The 25,375-nt window shown below is 55.8% G+C and carries 22 protein-coding genes; 5 read left to right on the top strand and 17 right to left on the bottom strand.

The features are described 5' to 3' along the window. Positions 1-119: 119 nt before the first annotated feature. Positions 120-899, top strand: a complete 780-nt coding sequence (locus tag ACSQ3H_RS05305; protein WP_436116085.1) for a 3-hydroxybutyrate dehydrogenase — start codon at positions 120-122, stop codon at positions 897-899. Then, positions 899-2,017 (top strand): patatin-like phospholipase family protein, encoded by a 1,119-nt coding sequence (locus ACSQ3H_RS05300; RefSeq protein WP_436116084.1) that lies wholly within the window; start codon positions 899-901, stop codon positions 2,015-2,017. The genes ACSQ3H_RS05305 and ACSQ3H_RS05300 overlap by 1 nt, the downstream gene beginning before the upstream one ends. 2 nt (positions 2,018-2,019) lie before the next feature. Here ACSQ3H_RS05300 and ACSQ3H_RS05295 read toward each other — a convergent pair whose 3' ends face one another. From ACSQ3H_RS05295 to ACSQ3H_RS05245, 11 genes are all read right to left on the bottom strand, one after another. Further along, on the bottom strand, positions 2,020-3,189 hold the full coding sequence (locus ACSQ3H_RS05295; RefSeq protein WP_436116083.1) for an MFS transporter: 1,170 nt from the start codon (positions 3,187-3,189) through the stop codon (positions 2,020-2,022). Positions 3,190-3,345: 156 nt separating this feature from the next. Beyond that, a complete protein-coding gene (gene pyc / locus ACSQ3H_RS05290) occupies positions 3,346-6,852 on the bottom strand; it encodes a pyruvate carboxylase (protein WP_436119356.1) in 3,507 nt (1,168 codons plus the stop codon). A 119-nt stretch (positions 6,853-6,971) separates the two neighbouring features. After that, positions 6,972-8,087, bottom strand: coding sequence for a branched-chain amino acid ABC transporter substrate-binding protein (locus tag ACSQ3H_RS05285; protein ID WP_436116082.1), 1,116 nt, complete (start codon positions 8,085-8,087; stop codon positions 6,972-6,974). A 126-nt stretch (positions 8,088-8,213) separates the two neighbouring features. Further along, positions 8,214-8,567 (bottom strand): DUF6867 family protein, encoded by a 354-nt coding sequence (locus tag ACSQ3H_RS05280; RefSeq protein WP_436116081.1) that lies wholly within the window; start codon positions 8,565-8,567, stop codon positions 8,214-8,216. Positions 8,568-8,617: 50 nt separating this feature from the next. Then, positions 8,618-9,349 (bottom strand): ABC transporter ATP-binding protein, encoded by a 732-nt coding sequence (locus tag ACSQ3H_RS05275; protein WP_436116080.1) that lies wholly within the window; start codon positions 9,347-9,349, stop codon positions 8,618-8,620. Further along, entirely contained in the window at positions 9,349-10,743 is a 1,395-nt protein-coding gene (locus ACSQ3H_RS05270; RefSeq protein WP_436116079.1) for an ATP-binding cassette domain-containing protein, read from the bottom strand. The genes ACSQ3H_RS05275 and ACSQ3H_RS05270 overlap by 1 nt, the downstream gene beginning before the upstream one ends. Beyond that, positions 10,743-12,140 (bottom strand): high-affinity branched-chain amino acid ABC transporter permease LivM, encoded by a 1,398-nt coding sequence (gene livM, locus ACSQ3H_RS05265; RefSeq protein WP_436116078.1) that lies wholly within the window; start codon positions 12,138-12,140, stop codon positions 10,743-10,745. Before livM ends, ACSQ3H_RS05270 begins: the two co-directional genes overlap by 1 nt. A 4-nt stretch (positions 12,141-12,144) precedes the next feature. Continuing rightward, complete coding sequence (locus ACSQ3H_RS05260; protein ID WP_436116077.1) at positions 12,145-13,053, bottom strand: branched-chain amino acid ABC transporter permease; 909 nt, start codon at positions 13,051-13,053, stop codon at positions 12,145-12,147. Between the two features lie 266 nt (positions 13,054-13,319). Then, the gene (locus tag ACSQ3H_RS05255; RefSeq protein ID WP_436116076.1) at positions 13,320-14,321 is read right to left on the bottom strand and encodes a 4-hydroxyproline epimerase; all 1,002 of its coding nucleotides are present in this window, start codon (positions 14,319-14,321) and stop codon (positions 13,320-13,322) included. A gap of 8 nt (positions 14,322-14,329) precedes the next feature. After that, a complete protein-coding gene (locus ACSQ3H_RS05250; protein WP_436116075.1) occupies positions 14,330-15,583 on the bottom strand; it encodes an NAD(P)/FAD-dependent oxidoreductase in 1,254 nt (417 codons plus the stop codon). A 17-nt stretch (positions 15,584-15,600) separates the two neighbouring features. Next, positions 15,601-16,494 carry a dihydrodipicolinate synthase family protein gene (locus tag ACSQ3H_RS05245; RefSeq protein WP_436116074.1) on the bottom strand — a complete coding sequence of 298 codons (894 nt, stop codon included), beginning with the start codon at positions 16,492-16,494 and terminating at the stop codon, positions 15,601-15,603. An 82-nt stretch (positions 16,495-16,576) separates the two neighbouring features. Here ACSQ3H_RS05245 and ACSQ3H_RS05240 point away from each other — a divergent pair, with 82 nt between their 5' ends. Next, the gene (locus ACSQ3H_RS05240) at positions 16,577-17,230 is read left to right on the top strand and encodes a GntR family transcriptional regulator (protein ID WP_436116073.1); all 654 of its coding nucleotides are present in this window, start codon (positions 16,577-16,579) and stop codon (positions 17,228-17,230) included. A gap of 32 nt (positions 17,231-17,262) precedes the next feature. On the opposite strand, the gene ACSQ3H_RS05235 is transcribed toward ACSQ3H_RS05240, so the two are convergent. Continuing rightward, positions 17,263-17,580: a hypothetical protein gene (locus tag ACSQ3H_RS05235; protein WP_436116072.1), complete on the bottom strand. Its 318-nt coding sequence runs from the start codon at positions 17,578-17,580 to the stop codon at positions 17,263-17,265. A 259-nt stretch (positions 17,581-17,839) separates the two neighbouring features. Next, positions 17,840-19,336, bottom strand: a complete 1,497-nt coding sequence (locus tag ACSQ3H_RS05230) for a CoA-acylating methylmalonate-semialdehyde dehydrogenase (protein ID WP_436116071.1) — start codon at positions 19,334-19,336, stop codon at positions 17,840-17,842. A 133-nt stretch (positions 19,337-19,469) separates the two neighbouring features. On the opposite strand from ACSQ3H_RS05230, the gene ACSQ3H_RS05225 reads away from it, so the two are divergent. Together ACSQ3H_RS05225 and ACSQ3H_RS05220 are read left to right on the top strand one after the other, a co-directional pair. Then, positions 19,470-20,351, top strand: a complete 882-nt coding sequence (locus ACSQ3H_RS05225; RefSeq protein ID WP_436116070.1) for a LysR family transcriptional regulator — start codon at positions 19,470-19,472, stop codon at positions 20,349-20,351. Between the two features lie 117 nt (positions 20,352-20,468). Further along, positions 20,469-20,813 (top strand): DUF3011 domain-containing protein, encoded by a 345-nt coding sequence (locus ACSQ3H_RS05220; protein WP_436116069.1) that lies wholly within the window; start codon positions 20,469-20,471, stop codon positions 20,811-20,813. A gap of 6 nt (positions 20,814-20,819) precedes the next feature. Here ACSQ3H_RS05220 and ACSQ3H_RS05215 read toward each other — a convergent pair whose 3' ends face one another. From ACSQ3H_RS05215 to rsfS, 4 genes are all read right to left on the bottom strand, one after another. Then, positions 20,820-22,763, bottom strand: coding sequence for a MacB family efflux pump subunit (locus tag ACSQ3H_RS05215; RefSeq protein WP_436116068.1), 1,944 nt, complete (start codon positions 22,761-22,763; stop codon positions 20,820-20,822). A gap of 3 nt (positions 22,764-22,766) precedes the next feature. Continuing rightward, the gene (gene macA / locus ACSQ3H_RS05210) at positions 22,767-24,059 is read right to left on the bottom strand and encodes a macrolide transporter subunit MacA (protein WP_436116067.1); all 1,293 of its coding nucleotides are present in this window, start codon (positions 24,057-24,059) and stop codon (positions 22,767-22,769) included. Between the two features lie 167 nt (positions 24,060-24,226). After that, positions 24,227-24,709 (bottom strand): 23S rRNA (pseudouridine(1915)-N(3))-methyltransferase RlmH, encoded by a 483-nt coding sequence (gene rlmH / locus ACSQ3H_RS05205; protein ID WP_436116066.1) that lies wholly within the window; start codon positions 24,707-24,709, stop codon positions 24,227-24,229. Positions 24,710-24,833: 124 nt separating this feature from the next. Next, entirely contained in the window at positions 24,834-25,196 is a 363-nt protein-coding gene (gene rsfS / locus ACSQ3H_RS05200; RefSeq protein ID WP_436119355.1) for a ribosome silencing factor, read from the bottom strand. Between the last annotated feature and the right edge of the window lie 179 nt (positions 25,197-25,375).

The raw sequence follows: 25,375 nt of genomic DNA, 5'->3' as shown, positions 1-25,375 counted from the left end.
TATCGCAGACACTGCATGACAAAGTGTTCATGCTCCAAGCCTAGTAATTTTGCTGCAATGCAATATATTCCGGGAGCTGCCAGCACACCCGGTTGATTGAACCAAAGGAAATTTATGCCATGGCCAAGAAGACTGCAGTCGTTACAGGTTCCAGTTCCGGTATCGGGCTCGGAACGGCGCATGCCCTCGCAGCAGCCGGTTACAATATCGTGATCAATTCATTTACTGACCGGCCGGAAGATCATGCACTTGCCCAGGAGATTGCCGACAAGCATGGGGTCGGGGTCGCCTATATCAAAGCCGATATGTCGAATGGTGCTGAGTGCAGGGCCTTGATCGACAAGACGGCTGCAGCGTTCGGCAGTGTCGACGTGCTGGTCAACAATGCCGGCATTCAATTTGTCGCTCCTGTTGACGAGTTCCCCCCCGAAAAGTGGGATGCGATCATCGCGATCAACCTGACATCGGCTTTCCATACGACAGCTGCTGCTCTTCCCTATATGAAGAAGGCCGGCTGGGGCCGCATTATCAATATCGCTTCGGCGCATGGCCTGAGGGCTTCGCCGTTCAAATCCGCCTATGTTGCCGCCAAGCATGGTGTTCTCGGTCTGACCAAGACCGTCGCACTGGAGGTTGCCGAGAAACACATCACCAGCAATGCCATCTGCCCCGGTTACGTGCTGACGCCTCTCGTCGAAGCCCAGATCCCGGATCAGATGAAGGCACACAACATGGATCGCGAAACGGTCATTCGCGAAGTCATGCTCGACAAGCAGGCCACGAAGGAATTCGCTACAGTCGATCAGATCGGCGCAACAGTTGTGTTTCTTGCCAGCGACGCTGCCGCGCAGATCACAGGAACGTCCATATCCGTCGACGGCGGCTGGACGGCAGAATAATGAGCGCGAAGCCAAAGACGATCAACATCGCCCTGCAAGGCGGCGGTTCACACGGTGCTTTCACGTGGGGCGTTCTCGATCGCATCCTCGAAGATGGCAGGCTGACGATCGAGGGCATATCTGGCACCAGCGCGGGTGCGATGAATGCGGTAGCCCTCGCGGATGGCTGGTCGCACAATGGCGCGGAGGGCGCTCGTGCCAAACTTCATGAATTCTGGCGCGCCGTCGGACGGACAGGACAATTCAGTCCGGTCCAACGCACGCCGTGGGACAGGTTCTTTGGCAACTGGTCGGTCGAGAATGGCCTTGGCTACAATCTCTTTGAACAGTTTTCCCGGCTGTTTTCTCCCTATGAATTCAATCCGTTCAATCTCAACCCCTTGCGGGACGTGGTTGAAAAGGAAATCGATTTCAAACGGGTGAGAGCCTGTTCGCAGTTCAAGCTCTTCCTCTCCGCGACCAATGTCGAGACAGGGCGGTTGCGGGTGTTTTCGCAATCCGAACTCAATGCTGATGTCGTCATGGCCTCCGCCTGCCTCCCCTATATTTTTCAGGCAGTGGAGATTGATGGCGAGCCCTATTGGGATGGCGGCTATGGCGGCAACCCGGCACTATTCCCGTTCTTCTATTCAAGTGAGAGCGAAGATGTCCTGCTGGTCCAGATCAACCCCATCGAGCGGCGGGGCACACCAAAGACGGCCCGTGAAATCACTGATCGTATCGACGAAATCACTTTCAATGCCGCCCTCCTGCGTGAGTTCCGTTCCATTGCATTCATCAATTCCCTGATCGAGACGGGTAGGCTTGAGCACGGCGAGTACCGCAACATCCGCATGCATCGCATCGACGCGGATGAAGCGCTTGCCGGTCTCTCGGCATCGTCCAAGATCAATGCCGAATGGGCCTTCCTCGAATATCTGCGTGACCTTGGCCGCGCCGCCGCTGAGGACTGGCTGGAGGAACATTTCGATGCTGTCGGAGAACATGCCACGCTTGACCTGTCGGGCGAGTTGGCGCCGGAAATGAGTGCCGGTCTCAAGTCGAAGAAGCCTGGCAGACGCGTGACTGATTTCCTCATGCAGCGCAAGAAGCCCGCTGTCGCAGCGCGCCGGGCATAGATCTACGAGGCTTGTTTCCTGTCAGCGTTCGCAGCGAGATTGGCCATCAGGAATACAACGATCAGCAGTCCGGCGAGCACCATATAGACCGGGCCAAAACCGGTTCTGCCACTGACAAATCCGATGGCCGACGGCGCGACGAGAATGCCCGAATAACCCATCAACGTGACCATGCTGAGCGCCACACCTGAGGACGTGCCCTCCTGATTTCCCGCCGCGGAAAAGGCAATGGGCACCATATTCGCAATTCCCAAGCCGGAGAATGCAAAAGCAAGAATCGCAATCCAGGACGTCGGAGCAAGACTGGCCACCAGCATTCCCGTTGCGCCAATGAGCGCAGAATAGCGTAGCGTTTTCACTGCGCCGAAGCGGTTTCGCACACCGTCGCCGAGAAAGCGCATAATCGACATGGTGCCGGAAAAGGCAGCGAAAGCGAATCCCGCCATTGCGATATCGGCGCCACGTTCCTGCTGAAGGTAGAGCGCCGCCCAGTCAAGAACCGAACCTTCCGGCACCATGGAAAACAGTGCCATCAAACCGATGAGATAGATCAGCGGATTGGTCGGGAACTCAAGTTTATGTTTCTCGTGCGCTGCCGGTGCGTCTTCGGTAATCATGTAGCGGAAAGTTGCGAGCCCAAGCACAATGGCGATAAGGGTAACAACAACCGCATGGGCCAAGTGGCCATGAGCTTCGATCAACAGACCTCCGAGAGCACCGCCTGCGAACCCACCGAGGCTCCAAAATCCATGCGATGACGACATAACCGCGCGGGAAAGTTTTTTCTCTACCTCTACCGCATTGGCGTTCATCGCGACATCCATGCCGCCAATCACTGCACCGAACAGAAACAGCGCTGGCGCAGCAGTCAGGACATTCGGGGCGAGAGCGACGAGCAGCAGCGAAAATGAGCAAAAAACCGCGAAGCCCTTGACCACCGCCCGCGATCCAAAACGGCTGATGAGATAACCGCACCACGGCATGGCAGCAAGCGCGCCTACGCCGAAAACCAGGATAAGCAGACCGAGCATGAATTCGCTGATCCCGAGACGCGCCATGAACACGGGAATTTGCGGCGCCCAGCTGCCAACCAGGAAGCCATTGAAGAAGAACGCGCAGGCGACAGCCCATCGACCGTAAACGGCCCGCTTGAGATAGACAGAGGCATCCATTGATTCGTCACCGGCTGGAAATTCGGGAGCAGGCGCACGATTAAATCGATTGAACGCTAAGTCAATTCACTCTTTTTGATGGATTATGAAAATAATTGAGCGCGTCCTCCAATTTTATGCGTGATTGGACGAGCATCGAGCCACGCATTACGGATATCACTCGTAGACGACCAGCAGATCCTTCGCGTCGATCTGGTCACCGGCACGGACAAGCACTTCCCCAATCGTGCCATCTCGTTCCGCGCGCAACGCGGTTTCCATCTTCATCGCCTCGATCGAGAGCAACACATCTCCGGCATTGACCTTCTGCCCTGTCGTGATGCCAACGGTTGAGATGATACCCGGCATCGGCGCACCGACATGCTTGTCATTGCCAAGTTCGGCCTTGCGCCGGACGCCTGCGCCGCTGCCGGCACGAGTGCGGTCGGGCACTTTTACGCGGCGTGGTTGACCATTCATTTCAAAGAATACTGTGCACATGCCTTTGTCGTCGGGCTCGCCCACAGCCTGATTCCGCACGACGAGGGTTTTGCCGCGCTCGATATCGAGAAACACCTCTTCCTCCTGCGCCAAACCATAGAAATAAACATGGGTCGGCAGTACGCTCGTCGGTCCGTATGTGTTGTGTGTCACGGCAAAATCCGTGAACACTTTCGGATACATGAGATAAGAAGCGAAATCCTGATCGCTGATCTTCCGTTCCAGTTTTGCCTCGACCTCTTTGCGCTCGGCATCAAGATCAGCAGGCTTCAAAAGTGCGCCGGGCCGTTGAGTAAACGGCTTCTCGCCTTTCAGGATTTTCTTCTGAATATCCTTGGGCCACCCCTTCGGCGGCTGTCCGAGATCGCCGCGCATCATCGAGACAACCGAATCCGGAAAAGCGATATCCTTATCGGGGTTCTTCACGTCAGCGACGGACAAATCCTGGCTTACCATCATCAGAGCCATATCTCCGACAACCTTGGAGGACGGCGTTACTTTGACGATATCACCGAACATCTGGTTCACGTCCGCATAAGTCTGCGCGACCTCGTGCCAACGCGTCTCAAGCCCGAGCGAGCGTGCCTGTTCCTTCAGATTGGTGAACTGACCGCCGGGCATTTCGTGGAGGTATACTTCGGAGGCCGGCCCCTTTAGGTCACTCTCGAAAGCAGCATATTGCGTGCGCACCGCCTCCCAGTAGAAGGAAATGCGACGAATCCACTCCGGATCGAGACCCGGATCGCGTTCCGTACCTTTCAACGCCTCGACGATCGAACCGAGACAAGGTTGCGAGGTATTGCCGGAGAGAGCATCCATCGCAGCGTCAACCACGTCGACGCCCGCATCCACCGCGGCAAGCACCGTTGCTGCGGAAACGCCTGACGTATCGTGCGTATGGAAATGCAACGGCAGGTCGGTTGCTTCCCGCAACGCCTTGAACATCACCTTTGCGGCGTTTGGCTTCAAAAGGCCTGCCATGTCCTTGAGGGCGATGATATGGGCGCCTGCCTTTTCTACTTCCTGTGCAAGATCGACGTAATATTTCAGATCGTACTTTGGCCGCGCGGAATTCAGGATATCGCCCGTATAGCAAATCGCGGCTTCGCAGAGCTTGTTCTCCTCGACAACCGCATCCATGGTGACGCGCATGTTCTCGACCCAATTGAGACTATCGAACACGCGGAAAACATCGATGCCGCCTCGTGCCGCCTGTTGCACGAAATATTTGACCACATTGTCAGGATAGCTCTTGTAGCCAACCCCGTTGGCACCGCGCAGCAGCATCTGCAGCAGGATATTTGGTACCTGCTCGCGGATTTCTGCAAGACGCTCCCACGGATCTTCCGTCAGGAACCGCATCGCCACATCGAACGTCGCACCGCCCCAACACTCCAGCGAAAAAAGCTGCGGCAAAGCGCGGGCGTAGGTGCCGGCGACACGGGCGATATCAAAGGTTCGCATTCGGGTAGCGAGCAGCGATTGGTGACCGTCGCGCATCGTTGTGTCGGTGAACAACGCACGTTTCTCATTGCGCATCCACTCGGCAAACTTCGTCGGCCCGAGTTCATCGAAAAGCTGTTTGGTGCCGCCCGGAATGGGCGTTTCAATAAATGGCACTCGCGGAAGCGCCGCTTCCTTGGGTGGTGTGGCACGGCCCTTGGTTTCCGGGTGGCCGTTGACCGTCACGTCGGCGAGATAGGTCAGAAGCTTGGTGGCACGGTCCTGCCGCTTCACCTGTTCGAACAGTTCCGGCGTCGTGTCGATAAACTTGGTCGTATAGGAATTGTCGATAAACTTCGGATGCGTAATGATCGCTTCAAGGAAGGTCAGATTGGTTGCAACACCCCGGATACGGAATTCACGCAAGGCGCGGTGCATCCTGTGTATCGTCTCTTCGGCTGTCGGCGACCATGCGGTAATCTTTTCGAGCAGCGGATCGTAAAAGCGCGTGATGACCGCGCCAGAATAGGCCGTACCCCCGTCCAGCCGTATGCCGAAGCCGGTGGCGCCACGATAGGCGGTGATGCGACCATAATCAGGGATGAAATTCTGCTCCGGATCTTCGGTCGTGATACGGCACTGCAAGGCATGGCCGTTGAGCTTGATTTCTTTCTGTGCTGGTACCCCGGACTCCGGTGTGCCGATCGTCGCACCCTCGAGAATGCGTATCTGCGCCTTGACGATGTCGATACCGGTCACTTCTTCAGTAACCGTATGCTCGACCTGGATGCGCGGATTAACCTCGATGAAGTAGAACTCGTTCGTATCGGCATCCATCAGGAACTCGATCGTTCCTGCGCCAATATAACTGGTCTCCTTGGCGATCTTCAGACCATAGTCCGATATCTCTTTGCGCTGGGCTTCATTGAGATAGGGCGCTGGTGCACGCTCGACCACTTTCTGGTTGCGGCGCTGGATCGAGCAGTCTCGCTCGAACAGATGCACCGCATTGCCATGCGTATCACCGAGGATCTGCACCTCGACATGACGAGCACGTTGCACGAGCTTTTCGAGATAGACCTCGTCCTTGCCGAATGCGGCCTTGGCTTCGCGCTTGCCTTCAGTGACTTCGCGGGCGATATCATCCGGTGAGAAGATCGCGCGCATACCGCGACCGCCGCCGCCCCATGAAGCCTTGAGCATGACGGGATAACCGATCTGTTCGGCCATCGCTTTCACGGCTTCCATATCGTCGGGCAGCGGCCCGGTGGCGGGAACAACCGGAACGCCGATTTCAATCGCCAGATTACGCGCCGCGACCTTGTTGCCGAGACGACGCATGGTCTCCGGCTTGGGGCCGATAAAGATGATGCCAGCATCTCCGCAGGCCTCGGCAAATTCCGGGCTCTCTGACAGCAGACCGTAGCCCGGATGAATAGCGTCCGCGCCGGACAGTTTGGCAACCCGAATGATTTCCTCGATCGAGAGATAGCTTTCGATCGGCCCCATATCCTTGGCGAGATGCGGACCCCGCCCGACTTGATAGGATTCATCAGCCTTGAAGCGGTGTAGCGCCAGCTTGTCTTCTTCCGCCCAAATCGCCACGGTTTTCATGCCAAGTTCGTTGGCGGCCCGGAACACGCGGATGGCGATTTCTGATCGGTTGGCGACAAGGATTTTCTTGATAGGCAAGGCGGAGACTCCAGACAGCGAAAGCGCTTTAAAATGGATTGGCTGCATCACTGGTTACAGATTGCTGCAGTGCAAACAACGCATATTGAACACAAGACTCTGAAATGTCCAATAGCAAAATGCCCGGCGCTAGGCCGGGCATTCGTGCAATATTTCAGACGGACAGCTTACTGCTGGAAATAGCTGTACTTGCCGTCTTCGCCCTTTTTCCATTCGTACATAACGTAGCCTGGAAGCTTCGGATCGCCCTTTTCGTCGAAGGCAATATCGCCAAGAACGGTCTTGAACGGACCCTTTTCCTTCATCGTCTTGGCAACAGTTTCAGGATCGTTCGATCCAGCAGCCTTTGCTGCATCGGCGATGACCTGTGCTGCTGCATAGGCATAGAGCGTATAGGCTTCCGGCTCAAAGCCCTGTGCACGGAACTTCTCGACGAGTTCCTTGTTGGCAGGGTTCTTGCTCGGATCTGGGCCGAACGTGTTCAGCGTACCTGCAACCGCATCGCCTGCGATCGAAGCAAGTTCGTTCGAAACGATACCGTCGCCGGAGATGAACGTGACCTTCAGGCCCTGGTCGGCAAGCTGACGGATAATCAGACCGGCTTCGGTGTGCAGACCACCCCAATAGAGAACCGTAACACCGGCTTCCTTTGCCTTGGCGATCAGTGCGGAGAAGTCCTTGTCGCCGACGTTAACGCCTTCGTACATAACTTCCTTGAGACCCTTAGCATTCAGCTCTTTCTTTGTCTCGTCAGCAAGGCCCTGGCCATATGGTGTCTTGTCATGAACGACAGCAACCTTGGCGTCCTTGAACTTCTCCGCGATATAATCGCCGGCAACGATGCCCTGCTGGTCATCGCGGCCGCAAGTACGGAAGGTGTTCCAGAGCTTACGTTCGGTAAAGACCGGGTTGGTTGCCGCAGGTGTGATTTCGAGGATGCCATTTTCGGCATAAACTTCAGATGCCGGGATCGACACGCCCGAGTTGAAGTGGCCGATAACAAACTTCACGCCGTCAGCAACAAACTTGTTGGCAACGGAAATACCCTGCTTCGGGTCGGAAACGTCATCGCCGAGCGTCAGCTTGACCTGCTCGCCATTGATTCCACCGGCTGCATTGATCTCAGCGATTGCGGCTTCAGCACCCTTCTGCAGCTGAGCACCGAAAGCGGCATTTGGACCGGTCAACGGACCGCCGACGCCGATCAGAAGATCGGCATAGGCATTGCCGCTCAAGGCGAGCATTGCAGCAAGCGCAACGCCCGATAACAGTGACTTCTTCATTTGAAAACTCCCATTTTCTAGGTACTTACCAAACCCCTCGCGATGACTTTTTTCATCGCTTGAAGACTACATTTGCCGATTTCCCGGCGGTTGTCACGCTGATTCATTTCGCATCAGCGAGATAGGTTAAGCTCTCGTTCTCTCTTTCCAGGCAAATGGAGAGGTTTTTTCGTAGAGCCAGTGATATTGCCGAACCATCTGATTGGTGCGGGTGTAACGATAGCCGAGGGTACCGATGATGATCAGCACAATCGTGTCTACGATATAGTAGTGAAGCGTCAGCATCGTTCCACCGAACAGCGCGAAATGGATGAAGCGGACGGCAACGCCGAGCAACAGCATGTAGAATACCACGACCGCTATGGGGCGCCACGTCTTGGCGCATGCGCGCCCCGCCATCCATGCAGCCCAACCGCCCATAAGGCAGGTGACCAGTATGAACAGCCAGATCGAAGGTTCTTCGTACAAAATGCCTTGCATGGCAATGTTCTCCTTGGGCTTTTCCGGGTGACAGAAAGTCCCTATTCTCGTTAGTGACGACCACCTTCAAGATAGGCTGCGCGCACTTCCGGATTGGCCAGAAGGTCCGCACTTGACCCGCTCATCGTCACGATTCCGTTGACCATCACATAACCACGGTCGGCGAGTTTCAAGGCGCCGAACGCGTTCTGCTCCACCAGAAAAACCGTCAATCCCGTATTCTTGTTCAGTTCCTTGATCGCCTCGAAAATGTGCTTGATGATCAATGGTGCAAGACCCAATGAAGGTTCATCGAGCAACAGCAGGCGTGGACGCGCCATCAGGGCACGGCCAATCGCCAGCATCTGCTGCTCACCACCTGAAAGTGTGCCACCGCGCTGGTTGATACGCTCCTTCAACCGTGGGAATAGATCGAACACCATGCGTGAATCTTCATCGAAGAATTTCAGGTCGTCGAGGCTGGCGCCCATCTGCAGGTTTTCCTGCACTGTCATGCGTGGGAAAATGCGGCGGCCCTCCGGTGATTGGGCAATCCGCAACCGCGCGATTTCATGCGTCGGCAATTGCGTAATGTCCCTCCCATCGAAAATGATGCGGCCAGCACGCGCACGCGGCATCCCAAAAATCGTCATCATCAAAGTCGATTTTCCGGCTCCGTTGGCGCCAATTAGCGCAACGATCTCACCCGGATCCGCATGAACTGTAACGCCGCTCAAGGCACGAATATTGCCGTAGTAGGTTTCAACACTCTCGACGCTGAGTAGGGCTTGCTTTTCCGACATTATCTAGCGCCTCCGGTCTTCTTTGGCGCCGGTTTTGCCTGGCTTTCCTTTGCCAGCTTCTTGGCTTGTCCAATCCAGTCTTCACGCGCGATGCGTCCGTCAAAAGCGAGATAAGCCTCAGCCGCGATGATATCGGCTTTCTTCCAGGCAGCGATCTGGTCGAAGTGGAAGATGCCGTGCTCGTTGAGCTTGCGCTCGTTGACCGGACCTATGCCCTTGATGACGATGAGCCTGTCCGCCTTGCCGCCGCGCGGCTCGGCAAGAGCGTTCGCCGTTGCGCCTGTTTTGATTGTCCCAAATGGCTTAACCGCAGATTTGGTTTCAGCAGGCTTTGCCGCTCTCCCCGGCGCTGTTCTGGCAGGAGCCTTGCCTGATGCAGCCTTTGCGGGTGTCTTTTTCACAACTGCTGTTTTGGCTCGTTTGGCGGCGGGCGCCGCGGAAACGAGCTGAGCCGGTGGCATATCCGGATGGGTTTCCTCAATCTCATGGATAGCCTCGGTCGAAAGCAGATCCACAGCAGCGGTAATATCATCGACGCCGGCAGCTTCGGCCTGTTCGATCAGTTCGACCACTTCCTCATCCTCGACACCGAGATAGGCGGCAATGACCTTCGGATCGTTCTTCACTGTTTCCGGTGTTCCATCCGAAATCTTTGTACCATATTCGAGAACGACGACATGATCGGAGATTTCCATCACCACCGCCATATCGTGTTCGATGAGCAGGATCGAGGTGCCGGTTTCAGCCCGGATATCGAGCAGCAGCCTGTTGAGTTCTGCCGACTCTCGCGCATTGAGACCCGCGGCAGGCTCGTCGAGACAGAGCAGTTCGGGCTCCGTACACATGGCGCGTGCAATTTCGAGGCGGCGTTGCGCTCCATACGGCAAATCACCCGCCGGATCATCGGCGCGGTCCACCAGATTGATCTTTTCCAGCCAGAAGCGGGCCTTCTCGATCGCATCAGCCGCAGCTTTCCTGTAGGTTGGAAAACCGAGCAAGCCGAGAATGGTAAAGCCGGAGGACAGCATCAGCGGATTGTGCTGGGCAACCAGCAAGTTTTCCAAAACGGTCAGCCCTGAGAACAGGCGAATATTCTGGAATGTGCGGGCGACCTTCGCTTTCTTCGTGATAACGAAATCAGCCATCCGTTCCAGAAGATATTCCTCGCCATTCTGGCGCGTCAGCGTCAGCATGCCTTCCGTCGGTTTGTAGAAGCCGGTGATGCAGTTGAAGACCGTGGTCTTTCCCGCACCGTTCGGGCCGATAAGTGCGGTTATTGCGCCGCGCTTTGCTTCGAAGTTCAGATCGTTGATGGCGATAAGGCCACCGAATTTCATGGATAGGCGTTCAACGCGCAAGATTGCGCTGGGATTCTTTTGCACTTCCGAAACCATCAGCCGTGCCCTTCTTTCGTAAACTCACCTGACACCACCTTGCGTTTGTGCAGGAAAGCGCTTGGTTCTCGGCCGCCGACAAAGCCTCGCGGCTTCCAGACCATGACCACGATCATCGCAAGTCCAAACAGCAGCATGCGGTAGAGCTCCGGCGTGAAATCATTGCCAAAAATGCGCTTGAGGAATTCTAGTTCACGTAGCAGTTCCGTGCCGCCAATCATGACGGCAGCGGCGATGGCAATACCGACCAGTGATCCCATGCCACCCAGAACCACCATCGCAAGAATGATCGCCGATTCGAGAAAAACGAAGGATTCGGGGCTGACGAAACCCTGTCGTGCTGCGAAGAATGATCCGGCAAAACCACCGAACATGGCGCCTGTGGCAAAGGCCGTGAGCTTTGTTGTCGTCGTATTGATGCCAAGCGAACGGCAGGCGATCTCATCCTCGCGCAAGGCTTCCCAGGCGCGGCCAATCGGCATACGGCGCAGGCGGATGGTGACCCATGCGGTCAACAATGCCAGAAGCAGAATGAGGTAGTAGAGGAAAATCTTGTAGTAGACGCCGGAATTCGGCAGGCCAAGCAATGCAGCGAAACCTGTGGGTCCCGGGGTGAAGGGGATACCGAAGAGCGTCGCCTTGGCAATGCCCGAAATACCAAAAGTGCCTTTGGTGACAACGGTCCAGTTGATCAGAATCAGCCGGATGATTTCACCGAATGCCAACGTCACGATGGCGAGGTAATCACCGCGCAGGCGCAAGACAGGAAACCCGAGAATAACACCCCACGTCGCAGCAAAAATGCCTGCCATCGGCAACAACAGCCAGAACGAAAAGCCGAAATGGGTCGAGAGCAAGGCGTAGGAATAGGCGCCAACCGCGTAGAAGGCGACATAGCCGAGATCTAGCAAGCCAGCGAGACCAACCACAATGTTCAAACCCCAGGCGAGCATTACGTAGATGAGAATCTGAATGCCGAAATTGTCGACATATTTGAGCGAGCCCTGCAGGCCACCCATGATCGAGCCGTTGTAGGCAGCGAGGATCAAAATAACGAGAAAGGGATAGATGAGTAGCAGGCCCAACCCGATTTTGGGGAAGCTCTTGCGAAAAGCCGATTGTTCTTTCTCGACTGCAGCGCGCTTGTTCTTGCTACGTGCTTCGCTCCAAGGCGTGATATAGGCGGTGAGCAAAAACCGTCCGATCCCTGCGACGAGCACGAAGATCGCCAGCAAGCCCCAACGCTGATTGAGAACAAGCTCATTACGGATGTTCTGGTCGGTGCGGAAACCGACGATGAGGAAAAACAGCCCGAAAGCCAGCGCGCCAGCGAGAAGCCCTTCCTTCACAGCTTTCGCGAAGACGGAATCCGGTTCTACTTTTTGGATGTCGGCCATGCGCTTAAACCTTTTCGACTTCGGGCCGACCTAGAATACCGGAAGGCAGGAAGATCAGAACGATTGCCAGGATCGAGAATGCCGCAACGTCCTTGTAGTCGATGGAGAAATAGGCGGACCAAAGGGCCTCGATCAGGCCGATCAGTAAACCACCGACCACCGCTCCAGGGAGCGAGCCGATACCACCTAGCACGGCGGCGGTGAAGGCTTTTACGCCAGGGGTAAAACCATCGGTGAAGGAGATAACGCCGTAGAACATGAGATAGAGCGTGCCGGCGACTGCAGCGAGCATGGCGCCCATGACGAAGGTCATGGAAATGGTCTTGTCTACGTCGATACCGAGCAGCGCCGCCATCTTGCGGTCTTGTTCACAGGAGCGCTGCGCTCTTCCAAGCGTAGTCCTGTTGACAAGATACCAGAACGCGGCAAGCAGGATCGCCGTGATGATAATGATAACCATCTGCTTGTAAGCGATCGTAATGTTCGTACCGTAAATCGTGATACCGCCATTGACGAGCGGCGGGATCGGCTTGTTGCGTGGACCCTGCGTGACCTGCACGAAATTCGACAACGCGATCGACATGCCGATCGCCGTGATCAACGGTGCGAGACGAAAGGATCCACGTAAAGGCCGGTAGGCCAAGCGTTCGATTGTCCAGCTCCACAATCCCGTCAACAGCATGGCCACGATCATCATCAGGAGCAGCGCCAGAACGACCGGTACTCCACCGATGAAAGTCGTCAACGCAAGAAAAACTATCATCGCCATGAAAGCGCCGAGCATGAAAACATCGCCGTGAGCGAAGTTGATCATACCGATGATCCCGTAGACCATCGTGTAACCAATTGCGATCAGTCCGTAGATTGAACCAAGCGTCAACCCATTGATCGATTGCTGGATGAAGTACTCCATCGCAACGATACCCCTCATTTTATTGGGAAGTTTTTTATCCGGTTTTTTTATCCGGTTCCCGTTACCCCAATGTCTTTACACCTAGCGTCTGCGTTATAGAAAGCAACTGCTTTTTTGGCGCACACGACAACGATACATTTGCTGCCATATATTTGCTGGAAATTTTCACCAAATTTTATGTGCAATGCAACAGAAATTCCGGCATTTTCCTTACTGTTAGACGAATTGACTAGTCGTGCCTTAATCCTCCAGTGATCAGGAAAGGCTCACTTTACGACAAAGCCATGTGCAAAAGGATCGCGATCGTCGATGAAGATCGTATTATAACCGGTCATGCGTGCCCATCCGGCAACCGACGGAATGATAGCCGGCTTGCCTGCCACACTGACGGTCTCTTCCACCCTGCCATGAAAGAGCGAGCCAATGATCGATTCGTGCACAAAATCATCCCCCGGCTTCAGCTTTCCCTTTGCAGCAAGTTGCGCCATGCGGGCAGATGTTCCTGTGCCACATGGCGAACGATCGATGGCCTTCTCGCCGTAAAACACTGCATTACGCGCATGCGCTTCGGTTTGCGTCGGTGCACCGGTCCAAAGAACGTGACTGAGCACATTGATGTCCGGCTTTTCGGGATGTTGGAACGAATAGCGCTCATTGAGACGCTCGCGAACTATCGGACTCCAACCGATAAGGTCGAGCGCTCTATAATCAGCAATGTCAGTGAAATTCTCTTGGCGGTCGACAATCGCATAAAAATTTCCGCCATAGGCAACATCCACGAACAGCGTTCCTAGATCCGGGCATTCGACCTCGAGCCCTTCGGCATACAGAAACGACGGGACATTAGTGATGCGCACGCTGGAAACGTACTGCCCTTCCTGTGTATACTCGGCGACCACGAGCCCGGCCGGCGTATCCAGCTTCAGGATACCCTGCGTCTTCGGTGTTATCAGCCCGTGTTCGATCGCCATGGTTACCGTGCCAATAGTCCCATGTCCGCACATGGGTAGACAGCCGGAGGTCTCGATAAACAGGACAGCCACATCGCAATCGCCACGGGTGGGCGGATAGAGAATCGACCCTGACATCATGTCGTGTCCCCGCGGCTCGAACATCAGGCCTGTACGTATCCAATCGAATTCCGCCAGGAAATGCGCGCGCTTTTCCATCATCGTCGAGCCGGAAAGGTTGGGACCACCACCCGCCACCAGACGCACAGGATTGCCACAGGTATGACCATCGACACAGAAGAAAGAATGACGCGTCATAATACTCCTTAGAAACGTTGTGGACGGAATGGATCGATCGAAATCGGCGGTTCATTGCCGTTGATCAGATCTGCGATCAAGCGTCCTGTCGCAGCCGACTGCGTCAGCCCGAGATGTCCATGACCGAAAGCATAAAGAACATTTTTGCTTCTCCTTGCATAGCCGATAACCGGCAATGAGTCGGGCAAGGACGGCCTATAACCCATCCATTGCCTTCCGCCAGCAGTATCAAGACCAGGCATGAACTTTTTCGCTTTTGTGAGCATCGCCTCGGAACGTTTATAGTTCGGCGGCAAATCCAGACCAGCAAGTTCCACCGCTCCGCCGATGCGGATACCGGTCTCCAATGGCGTCACCACGAAGCCATGGCCCGAGAAAATAAGCTGACGTTTGAGATCGAATGCCCCGGCAGGCAGCGTGGTATTGTAGCCTCGTTCGGTCTCTAGAGGAATTGTGTCACCAAGACTTTTCGCCAGCCGGTGCGACCAGGCTCCGGCCGCAATAATCAGCTTTGCGGCCTCGATTTTCTGGCTGTCTGCCAGATGAATTGCTGCGCCTGTTTCGCCCACGGCAACGGCAACTACTTCAGCCTGCAGAAATTCAGCGCCGAGACGCGTCGCATAATCCCACAATCTCTTGCCCACTTGCTGGGGATCGCTGACTGTCTTCCAGCCGGGCACAAAGGTGCCGGCAATGAAGCGCGATGCGAGGCCTGGCTGGCTCGCAGCAAGCTCCTCGCCCCGCAGATGTTCAAAGGCGATGCCAGCTTTTTTGCGTGCATTCCAGCCCGGCAGGGCGGTGTTCAGCTCATCCTCGCTTTCATAGAGCTCAAGCGAACCATCCTCGCGCACCATGCCGCGTATGCCTGCCCGCTCCATCATTCCCAGCATTTCTGGTTCGGCGAGCCGCATCATCGCACCCTGTACCTGCGTGGTTCGATCGAGGACCTCGGCGCGGCTGGCGCGCCAGAACCGGTAAAGCCACGGTGCAAGTCTCGGCAGGTATGACGGGCGGATGGTGAATGGTCCCAAAGGGTCCATGAGCCAACGAGGGACCTTGGCAAGAACGCCCTTCGAGGCCATCGGAAGAATATCGGAAAAGGCCAAAGCTCCAGCATTGCCGGAGCTTGTCCCTTCACAGATACCCAGCCGATCAATGACAAGGACCTTGTGCCCTTTTTCGCAAAGGCAGGCGGCAATAGCGATGCCGACAATGCCGGCACCAACGATAACGATTTCCTTCTTGTCCGAATGCTGGTCCATCAATCAGCCGATTGGCCTTAAAGCATCGGCAACTTCGGGCGGGACGCGATCGCGTCCTTTACCGTTTTCTCCACGGCTGCACGGCGCTCGCCGCGCAATGGCTGACGCGGCAGGCGAACGCGGTCATTGGTGCCGATTTCGTGCACTTCGGCCAGCTTGATGTTCTGCACCAGATATGTGGAGACATCAAGGTCGAGTAGCGGGCGGAACCAGCGATAGATTTCCAGCGCCTCCGCATAACGTCCGGCTATGACCAGTTTGTAAATAGCGACCGTTTCCTTCGGGAAAGCGGTGACGAGACCGGCTACCCAGCCAATCGCGCCAGCTGTCAGTGCTTCGAAAGCGAGATTGTCGACGCCAGTGAACAGATCGTAACGCGTGCCGAAAGTGTTGATGATATCCGTGGTACGACGGATATCATCCGAGGATTCTTTGATGGCAACGAAATGCTTGTCGGACGCAAGTTCAGCCAGGATCTCATTGGTCACATCAACGCGATAGGCGATCCGGTTCGAATAAATCATGACTGGCAGGTCGCCGGCCGCGGCAACCGCCTTCAGCGTCGTGACCGTTTCCTCCGAATCCGTGTGATAGATCGGGCTTGGAACCAGCATGAGACCATCAACGCCAGCCTTGGCAGCGCGTTTTGCAAGGGCTGCCCCATCTCGCGTCGCCGCCTCATTGATCGTCAGCAGCACTGGCTTGCCCATGGCCACGCTTTGCGCTGTCTTCAGGACTTCGAGCTTCTCGTCGTGGCTGAGCATCGGACCTTCGCCGAGCGATCCCGCAACGATCAGACCATCGCAGCCCGCATCCATCAGTAGCGAGAAGCAACGTTCCATTTCCCGATGATCGAGACTATCATCTTGCGTGAATTTGCTGGTAACTGCCGGGAATACACCTGACCACATGTCTCTGCTCCTTCTTGATATATCAGAAATATATCTGTAACATTCATTGCTGTCAATCGCTTTAAAAATGAAAGAACGACATATGTATCAAACGGCCGTCCATACTGTTGCCCAGACAGGCGAGAGCCTGGCAGAACTCGCCTATCGTCAGATCGAAGAAATGATCATAACGTTGAAGCTGGAACCCGGTGCGATCGTTAACGAGAGGGCACTGACAGACATTACCGGCATGGGTCGAACGCCCGTACGCGAGGCGGTGCAAAAGCTCGCTTGGGAGGGGTTGATGGAAATCCGCCCCCGCTCTGGCATCGCCATCGCAGCGCTCAACCCGCAGGATTTCGGCAAGGTGCTGGACGCCCGCGAGGGTGTCGAACGCGTTCTGGCCCGTGATGCCGCCCATTATGGCGCAGCGTTACACCACAAGCGACTAAAGGAAGCTTCGGAGGCCATGAGCGCGGCCCTAGCGGCCGACGACGTCAGCGGCTTTCTCATTGCAGACAAGATTTTCGACACGGTGCTCGGTCAGGCTGCAGAAAACCCTTTTGCCGCACGCGTTGCCTCGCCATTACAGACTCATAGCCGGCGCTTCTGGTTCCGGTTGCAAAGACCTGGAAGTCTGCAGCAATCGGCGGGCGCGCACCGGGCATTGATTGACGCGATCATCGCGCGGGAACCGGACCACGCTGCGGACGAGGCCACAAAGCTGATCGGTCATCTGCGCACGCTTGCTCCCTGAGCTAAGCGATTCGGTTAATCAAGCAACCACCGTCATGTCTTCAGCTCTGCTACGCCGGGCTTTTGTTCCCAGGAATCGCCTGCCGCAAGGATGCAGCTTTTGCCTGAGACGTCCGTGACAATGATAGTCCATGTGGCGCCCTGGTATGAGAGATAGAGCTCGAGGATTGCCCGGTCCCCAACCAGACCATAAGCTTCCTGAAATTCCTGGAACTGGTCCTTCAAGAACTCGACAATTTGAGCACGCTTGGCGCAAGTAAGAGCCTCTGCTCCGGCAGCCGGGATGCCAGCGGCAACCAATGCTGCCGCAAACACGGATATGATGATTCTGTGGATGTAAATGCGTTTCATAACGCACCTCCTTGGCCGAATCCGGTCTGGCAACAGAGGCGCGTTGTCGCGCTCAGTATACCGGAAGGATGACAGCTTGCCGTTTCGTACTCACCGTCTCGCTCCTTTCCGCGTTTCGGTTCCTGTCCATGAAATCGGCATGGTGCCGATTCCATCTACATATATGACGTGGGTATGTTTCATTCGAACTTCAAGATAGTGCAAAGGGGGCCACAGCGTTAATGCCATGACCCCCTTTGCACGAATATTCCGTTTAAGATTATTTCATCGTCGGGATGACGAATTCTGCACCATCCTTCACGCCTGACGGCCAGCGCGACGTGACAGTCTTTGTCTTGGTGTAGAAACGGAAAGCATCAGGACCGTGCTGGTTGAGATCACCGAAACCCGAACCCTTCCAGCCGCCGAACGTGTAGTAAGCGATCGGAACCGGGATCGGCACATTGATACCGACCATACCGACCTGTACGCGGGAGGCGAAGTCGCGGGCCGCATCGCCGTCGCGGGTAAAGATCGCGACGCCATTGCCATATTCGTGTTCGTTCGGCAGGCGGATAGCATCTTCATAGGTGTCAGCGCGAACAATGCCGAGAACCGGCCCGAAGATTTCTTCCTTGTAGATGCGCATGTCCGACGTCACATGGTCGAAGAGGCAGCCGCCCATGTAATAGCCGTTCTCGTAGCCCTGCATCTTGAAACCGCGGCCATCGACGACGAGCTTCGCACCTTCCTCCACACCAAGATTGACATAGTGCTGGATGCGCTCCAGAGCCTGTTTTGTGACGACGGGGCCATAATCGGCAGACATATCCGTGGAAGGGCCAACCTTGAGGCTTTCGACGCGTGGGATCAGACGCTCGACCAGACGATCGGCCGTGTCCTTGCCGACAGGCACCGCAACAGAAATTGCCATGCAGCGCTCGCCAGCCGAACCATAACCCGCTCCAATCAGCGCGTCCACGGTCTGGTCCATGTCGGCATCAGGCATGATGATCATGTGGTTCTTGGCGCCACCGAAGCACTGGGCCCGCTTGCCGTTTGCCGTCGCACGGCTGTAAATATATTGAGCAATCGGCGTCGAACCGACAAAGCCAACAGCCTTGATATCCGGGTCGTCAAGGATCGCATCGACCGCTTCCTTGTCACCATTGACAACGTTGAAGATACCGGCAGGAAGTCCCGCTTCGATGAAGAGCTCAGCCAGGCGCATCGGTACGCCCGGATCACGCTCGGAAGGCTTTAGAATGAAGGCATTACCGGAGACGATGGCAGGGCCGGCCTTCCACAGCGGAATCATCGCGGGAAAGTTGAAAGGCGTAATGCCCGCAACGACGCCGAGCGGCTGCCGCATCGAATAAACATCGATACCGGTACCAGCGCTGTCGGAAAACTCGCCCTTCAGCATATGCGCAGCGCCAAGGCAAACCTCGACCACTTCCAGGCCGCGCTGAATATCGCCCTTAGCGTCGGGAATGGTCTTGCCATGCTCGCGCGCAAGAAGCTCGGCCAGCGAGTCATATTCGGCTTCGACCAGTTCGAGGAACTTGCGCATAACGCGTACGCGGCGTTGCGGATTGGTCGCGGCCCAGCCGAGCTGAGCTGCCTTCGCATTCTCGACGGCAGCACGCACTTCTGCGGGTGTTGCGAGCGCGACACGACCCTGCACCGTTCCGTCCATCGGCTGAAAAATCTCGGTCGTGCGACCGCTGGTTCCGGCGACGTGCTTGCCACCGATAAAATGTCCGACTTCACGCATTGTGAGCAACCTCCCTATGGTTGTTGGATTTCTGTGATCCCATCATCGCGCTTCAAAAAATTTATTGCAAGCCGAGCAAAAGCATATCCGTTGTGCAAAAATTAAAGTACTGAGGTGTCCGGAGGGTGCTGTTATGAACTGGGATGATGTGCGTATTTTTCTGGCCGTGGCGCGTTCCGGGCAGATTCTCGGAGCTGCAAAACGGCTAAACCTCAATCACGCTACGGTCGCGCGACGGCTCAGCTCTTTTGAACATGATCTGAACACGAAACTTCTGACTCGGCGCACCAATGGATGCGAACTGACCCACGCGGGAGAAGAGTTCCTGCTTTCGGCAGAACGCATGGAAGCGGAGATGCTCTCCATCCGCTCTTCCTTGGGTGATGCGGATATCGCCATTTCCGGCTCAGTACGCATTGGCGCGCCTGACGGATTCGGCGTCACCTTTCTTGCGCCTCGGCTGGCATCGCTCACTGCCCGTTATCCCGATCTCAAAATCCAGCTTGTTCCTGTACCTCGCTCCTTTTCATTGTCCCGGCGCGAAGCCGATATCGCCATTACCGTCGATCGCCCGGATCAGGGCCGGCTCGTTGCACGCAAACTGGTCGACTACAGCTTGAGCCTCTACGCCAGCCGCTCCTATCTTGCGGAGCATCGTGCGCCACAATCAGTGGATCAACTCTCCGGGCATCGCCTTGTCGGCTATGTTGACGATCTCGTCATCAGCCCGTCGCTGAATTACGCACCCGAAATCACCCGCGATTGGCGTCCGGCGTTCGAAATCTCCAGTGCCCTTGGACAGGTCGAAGCGGTGCGGGCCGGCGCAGGAATCGGCATTCTGCACATGTTCATAGCCCGCGAGCATGACGATCTCGTGCCGGTTTTACCGGAACGTACGATCCGCCGGTCCTATTGGCTTGCCTATCATGAATCGGTCCGAACGCTCCGGCGGATCACCGCTGTCTCCAGTTTCATTTCCGATCTGGTGAACCGCGAAAACGCCCGGTTTTCCTGAGCAGCCCTGAGTTTAACGTGGCAAAAGATTGATTAACCAGCACGGAACAAATTTGACCATTTCGAATTTAAAATGGTGCACCATATTGGTGAGTCGAAACCGTATCGGAGAGGGAAAATGTACCGATATATCTTGGCATTCGCTGTGGTCCTGGGTGGTGCGCAGTTCGTGCCTGTTACTGCGTATGCGCAGGATTCTGTCAGATGTGAGTCGCGCAAGTTCAGATACCGGGAATGTGACGCTGATATGCGTCGCCCGCGCATCGCAAGGCAGTTATCAAAGACACCTTGCATTGCCGGGGATAGCTGGGGCTACAATCGCGGCGCTATATGGGTAGACAAGGGCTGCGCCGCCGTATTCACGGACGCCAGGCGCGGTCGTGACAGGTATGACGAGGACCGTTACGACCGTTATCCTCGCCGCCGCCGAGATAATGACGTCGAACTGGAACTCGACTTTTAGAGCGTTTTATTCTGAGCTGAGAGCAACTGCCGGCTGAAGCTGAGAGGCGTTTCTTGCCGGCAGATACCCGAAGACCAGCCCCGTCAGGAATGAGCAGGCGAAAGCCAGCGCTACGGGTCCGATTGTAAAACTGATCGGCGCGCCGAGAAGCTTTGCCAGAATACCAGTGCCAAGACCGGCTACGACGCCGATCGCTCCACCTATAGCCGACACAACAAGCGCTTCGATGATGAACTGCAACAGGATGTCGCGTTGCCGCGCGCCTGTTGCCATGCGAACGCCAATCTCCCGGGTCCGCTCACTGACGCTGACCAACATGATGTTCATCACGCCGATGCCGCCGACAAGCAGCGAAATTGCCGCAACGGCGCCAAGAAAAAGCTTCAGCGTATTTGAGGTCTCGGTAACAGCTTCGCGGATAGACGCCATGTTGGTGATGAGCGTGTCCTGTTTCTGGTGACGCTTATCCAGAAGCTCCTGAATCGTATCCTGGGTAGCGTCTATGGCCGAACCATCCTTCACTTGCACGGTAATCGTCCGCACATTGCGTTGGCCGAACAGCCGCATGCTCCCGGTCGTCAGAGGGACGATAATCGTATCGTCCTGATCGTTGCCTCCCGGGCCTGCTCCCATCTCGCTCATCACGCCGATGATCTGAAATGGAATCTTGTTGATGAGCACATATTTGCCCAGCGGATCTGTGCCATCGGCGAAGAGCGTCTTAACGACAGTTTGACCAAGCACCGCCACCGGAGCGTAATTGGTCATATCATCCTGATTGATGAACTCGCCCTTCCCGACAGTCCACGATTTGGCCTGCGTGAACTGTGGAACCGTACCATTGGCAGAGGTCTGGTAATCGACATTGCCATAGCGGACAGTCACCGTGCTCGTCATTTCGGGCACGGCGAAAGCAACATTTGGCTGTTCAAGGATGGCATCCGCATCGGCCGGGATCAGCGTGACGACGCTACCGCCGGTACCACCACGGAAGTTGGCCATGTTCGGCCGGACCACCAAAAGATCGGATCCCATGGAGGAAATCCGGTCGAGTACAGAGTTCTGAGCGCCAGTGCCAATAGCAAGCATAGCCACGACAGAACCGACGCCGATGACGATACCGAGCAGAGTGAGGATTGTGCGAAAAAGATTGGCCCGCAGTGCGCGGAAGGCCATTTTGATAGCTTCTGATATGTCGGCGATTGCCGCGACACCCTCGAAAGCTTTCTGCTTGAGCCCTGTAGCAGCCTCGGGATTACTGCGCCCCTTCTTGGTCCGGTCAGAAATAATACGCCCATCGCGCAATTCGATAAGCCGGTCGGCCTGTTCCGCAACTTCTCGTGAATGGGTAATGACGATGATCGTATGGCCGCTCTCGTTCATGCTGCCCAGCAGCGCCATCACTTCTTCGCCACTCTGGCTGTCGAGAGCGCCGGTCGGCTCGTCAGCGAGGATGACGCGCCCGCCATTCATGAGCGCCCGCGCGATGGATACACGTTGCTGTTGGCCGCCGGAAAGCTGGTTAGGACGATGATCAAGCCGGTCACCGAGCTTCAGTGAATTGAGCAGCGCCTTTGCGCGGTCATGCCTGTCACGCGCCGATGCGCCAGCATAAACCGCCGGTACTTCGACATTTTCCTGAGCGCTGGCGGTCGGTATAAGATTATAGCTCTGAAAGACAAAGCCAAAAGTGCGCCTGCGCAGCCCGGCAAGTTCATCCTGTTCAAAATCTGAAACGTGCTCGCCATCGAGCAAATAATGGCCGCTCGTCGGCTGGTCCAGACAGCCAAGAATATTCATCAGCGTCGACTTGCCGGAGCCGGATTGCCCGATAATCGCGACGAATTCGCCCGGCTCGATGTCAAGCGATATTCCATGCAAGACCTCAACGGCGAGATCGCCATTGTAGTAGGTCTTGCTGATGTCTCTAAGCGAGATGAGGTCAGCCATGGCTCAGAACATTGGCGGCATGCGCATGCCGCGCTGCGAGCGATTGCCGGAATTGCGGGTCGTGGTCGCAGCAGGGCTTTCGCTTCCCCGACCGACAACGACGAGTTCGCCTTCTTTCAGCCCGCTCTTGATCTCGACATTGATGCGGTTGCGGACGCCGACTTCAACCTCGCGTGTTTCGTTCGCCCCGGATGACGTAACCACCGTGACCTCAGCCTTGTGGGTTTCGCCGTTTGTTCCAGCACGACCCGTACCTCCGGGCCCGCCAATTGCGGAACTTGGAACGACAAGCACGTCATTTGCAGCCGATTGCACAAAGAATACCTGCGCGCTCATCGAGATCATCAGGTCGCCATCAGGGTTCGGAACGTCGAACAGGGCGTAGTAAAGCACGACATTGTTCTGGATATCCGGTGTCGGCTGGATCTGCCGCAACTTTCCCTTGTAACGCTTGCCAGGCTGTCCAAGCAAAGTGAAGTAGGCATCCATGCCAATCTTGAGCTTGCTGACGTCCGCCTCCGACACCTGCGCCTTGACCGTCATGATCGATAAATCCGCAATCGTTGCGATGGTCGGTGCTGTCTGGCTCGCATTCAGCGTCTGGCCCTCCTTGACAGGTACCGCAGCGATCGTACCGGCCATGGGCGCATAGATTTTCGTGTAGCCGAGATCGACTTGGTCGCCAGCCAGTGTCGCCTGCTGCTTGCGAATTTGTGCCTCCAACGCGTTGACGTCCGCTTCGGCAGCAGCAAGGTCGGCGATCGCTTGATCAAGCGTGGATTGCGAAACGCTACGCGTTGCAACGAGGTTGCGCTGGCGATCTATATTGGCTTGCTTCAGCACGAGTTGGGCCTTCTTGGAGACAAGTTGCGCCTGGAGATTGGCCAATTCCGCCTGATCGATTTCGATCCTGTTCTGGATTGTCGCCGGGTCGATTTCGCCGATGAGCTGATTCTGCGTGACCGTGTCGCCAATCTCGACGTGCAGCACTTTCAGCTGACCTGAAACCTGCGCACCGGCATCGACGGACTTGATCGAATCAAGCGTGCCAACGGCGGTAACGGCGTTCTCGATGTCACTGCGTACGACCGCTTGCGTGATCACGGCAGTACTTGATGCCGAGGCGCTGTAGTGGTTCCAAGCGTAGTAACCCGCCCCTGCAACCGCTAGGACGACAGGCAGCCATATCCACAAGCGCGAACGCTTCTTCATTCGTCCCGGTGGAACTGCAGCGGGAATGAAGGTCACATTGGACTCAGCGGGAGATGCCTTGCCCTGCTTGGCTATTTTGCTCATCTAACCCGTCCCACCTTGTTGCGCCGACGAAGGACACCCATCTTGATCTATCTTAGCAAGAAATGGAAATGAGTGGTTCGCCTGAAAAGCATTGAGATCATTATATTTTCGTAATGATCAGCGAGCGTCATTATGAAAGATGGGCATGAATGAGAGCTGAATGAATTTCAAACGCGGTGATAGGGATGGCCCGAGAGGATTGTGGTTGCGCGATAAAGTTGTTCGGCAACAAGAATGCGAACAATTTGGTGCGGCCACGTCATCGCGCCAAGTGCCAGAACGAAATCGGCACGATCTCTCAGCGACGCATCGTGTCCGTCAGGCCCGCCAATGGCCAGGAGAAGCTGACGCTTGCCATCATCGCGAAACCGAGCAATCGACGCTGCAAAGGCTTCTGACGGCATGGTCTTCCCACGCTCGTCCAGGATAATGAGGACGCCGCCCTGATCTAGCGCTTCCAGAACTTTCGCAGATTCTTCCTGCTTGCGCAGTTCCGGCTGTGGCGCACGGCTTTCAGTGATCTCCGTCACGGATGTGAATTCAAGCCCGAGCAAACTACCTGTCTTTCTCAACCGATCGAAATATCGATCTGCCAGTTCCCGTTCGGGGCCAGACTTCATCCGGCCCACGGCAAAAACGGTAATGCGCATGACACTCTCCGGGTTTCGGACCTCCGAAGGTCCGAAAATATACTACCCGGTCTGCGACCGGTCAAAATCCATCAGCCGTTCAGAGCGTTGGTAGAGCTTGAGCCCCGACACTCCAATCCGTCAGTTAATGAACGGTTTCTCCGTCAAGTTCGGGAGCCTGCCACATCTTTTCGAGGTTGTAGAACTCGCGCACTTCGGGACGGAAAATATGGATGATGATATCGCCCGTGTCGATCAACACCCAATCACCGCCCGCAAGACCTTCGATTTTGGCATTGTTGCCATGCCCGCTCTCTTTCAGAGCACGCAAAAGTTGGTCCGCAACCGCCGTTACGTGACGATGCGAACGTCCGGACGCGATGACCATATGGTCACCGATTACGGATTTGCCTCGAAGGTCGATGGGGATAATGTTTTCAGCCTTTGAGTCTTCAAGACTGGCAAGGACCGACTGGAGGGCAAGAGATACGGAATTGATACCGTTCATCTCTGCCGGTGAAGGTGCCAAGGCATCCTTCTTCTGAAATGCTGTTCTCAGTGTATTTCCTTTCCCTTAAGAACAACGCAACGCAGCTTGTACCCATACTGCACGTTATTAAGATAGGCAGAGTCGCATGACAGTTTCAAGACGTCATATCGAACTAACCCGCTATTACTGTCACACCT

The organism is Phyllobacterium sp. LjRoot231 (assembly GCF_964253365.1).
Classification (GTDB): Bacteria; Pseudomonadota; Alphaproteobacteria; order Rhizobiales; family Rhizobiaceae; genus Phyllobacterium.
Note: the sequence above shows the minus strand (reverse complement) of the source record. Positions and strands in the feature narration are given on the sequence as shown.